This is a genomic window from Burkholderia sp. Ax-1719 (assembly GCF_011753055.1).
Lineage (GTDB): Bacteria > Pseudomonadota > Gammaproteobacteria > Burkholderiales > Burkholderiaceae > Paraburkholderia.
Genome location: NZ_VWWJ01000067.1, coordinates 1 through 1,992 on the forward strand (window position 1 = coordinate 1; position 1,992 = coordinate 1,992).

Annotated in this window: 2 protein-coding genes; both read left to right on the forward strand. The window is 65.9% G+C overall.

The features are described from left to right. Window positions 1-32: 32 nt before the first annotated feature. Entirely contained in the window at window positions 33-1,028 is a 996-nt protein-coding gene (locus F3J17_RS35860; RefSeq protein ID WP_167070552.1) for an ABC transporter ATP-binding protein, read from the forward strand. Then, on the forward strand, window positions 1,025-1,992 hold a 968-nt coding region (locus F3J17_RS35865; protein WP_167070554.1), incomplete at its 3' end, for a peptide ABC transporter ATP-binding protein. The genes F3J17_RS35860 and F3J17_RS35865, both read left to right, overlap by 4 nt.

Consider the following 1,992-nt stretch of genomic DNA (forward strand, 5'->3'; position numbering starts at 1 on the left):
CTCGACCCCAAGCTGAAACGGATGGCCTGAACATGACTGACCTTCTTACCATCCGCAACCTGTCGGTGAACTTCAACGGCCTGCCCGCCGTGGACCGCGTGAACCTGTCGGTGGCGCCGGGCGAAGTGCTCGGCATCGTCGGTGAATCGGGCTCGGGCAAGAGCGTGACGATGATGGCGCTGATGGGCCTGATCGACGCGCCGGGCAAGGTCACCGCCGATGCGGTCACTTTCGATGGCCGCGATCTGCTGAACGCCACGGGCAAGGAGCGCCGCCGCATCGTCGGCAAGGACATCGCCATGGTGTTCCAGGACGCGCTCACGAGCCTGAACCCGAGCTACACCGTCGGCTACCAGATCAAGGAAGTGCTGAAGCTGCACGAAGGGCTGCGCGGCGCGGCGCTGCATAAACGCGCGCTGGAACTGCTCGACCAGGTGGGCATTCCGGACGCGAAGAACCGCATCGACAACTATCCGCACCAGATGTCGGGCGGCATGAACCAGCGCGTGATGATCGCGATGGCGGTGGCCTGCAACCCCAAACTGCTGATCGCCGATGAGCCGACCACGGCGCTCGACGTGACGATCCAGGCGCAGATCATGGAGCTGCTGGTGCGCCTGCAGAAGGAGCGCGGCATGGCGCTCGTGCTGATCTCGCACGATCTGGCGGTGGTGTCGGAAGTCGCGCAGCGCGTGGCGGTGATGTACGCGGGCGAGGTGATCGAGACCAACCGCGTGCCGGATATCTTCTCGCGTCCGCACCATCCGTACACGCAGGCGCTGCTCGCGGCGATTCCCGAGCACAACACGGGTGCCGCGCGTCTGGCCGCGCTGCCGGGCATGGTGCCGGGCCGCGATGATCGCCCAACCGGGTGTCTCTTCGCGCCGCGCTGCAAATACGTGGTTGATGCGTGCAACAGGAAGCGCCCGACGCTCGACGCCGTGGCGGACGCGAGCGGCTGTGCGCTGGTGCGCTGTATCCAGCCGCTGAACGTGGCGACCGAAACCCTGAATGGAGGCGCGCGATGAACGCAGTCCAGCAATCCGCGACCCAGTCCGGTCATGACGACGAAAAGGTCCTGGTCGCGCACGATCTGAAAAAGCACTACACGGTCAAACGCGGCATGTTCGGCACGGGCACCGTGAAGGCGCTCAACGGCGTGTCGTTCTCGCTCACGCGCGGGCGCACGCTCGCGGTGGTGGGCGAATCGGGCTGTGGCAAGTCCACGCTCGCGCGCCAGCTGACGATGATCGAGCCGCCGACCTCGGGCTCGCTCACCATCGACGGCGAGGACGTGGCGAGCGCCGGCCGCGAGCAGATCGCAGCACTGCGCCGCCGGGTGCAGATGGTGTTCCAGAACCCGTTCGCCTCGCTCAATCCGCGCAAGACGGTGGAGCAGACGCTGGGCGAGCCACTGGCGATCAACACCAAGCTCACGGCCAGCGAGCGCGCCGACCGCATCGCGCACATGATGCGCATCGTGGGCCTGCGGCCCGAGCACGCGAAGCGCTATCCGCATATGTTCTCGGGCGGGCAGCGCCAGCGCGTGGCGATTGCGCGCGCGATGATCCTCGATCCGCAGATCGTGGTGGCGGATGAACCGGTGTCGGCGCTCGATGTGTCGATCCAGGCGCAGATCCTGAATCTGTTCATGGACCTGCAGGAGCAGTTCCGCACCAGTTACGTGTTCATCTCGCACAACCTGGCCGTGGTCGAGCATATCGCCGACGATGTGATGGTGATGTATCTGGGCGGCGTCGCGGAACTGGGCGACAAGGCCACGGTGATCGGACGGCCGCGCCATCCGTACACGCGTTCGCTGCTGTCGGCGACACCGGCGATCTTCGAGGAGGACCGCCGCGCGAAGATCAAGCTCGAAGGTGAACTGCCTTCGCCGCTGAATCCGCCGTCGGGCTGCACGTTCCATCAGCGCTGCCCGTATGCGATCGAGCGATGCCGCCAGGAAGTGCCGCAACTTCGCGAAGTCGATGG

Excerpts from the sequence above, each read along its gene's own strand:
- F3J17_RS35860 (WP_167070552.1), top strand. The coding sequence starts at position 33 with ATGACTGACCTTCTTACCATCCGCAACCTGTCGGTGAACTTCAACGGC.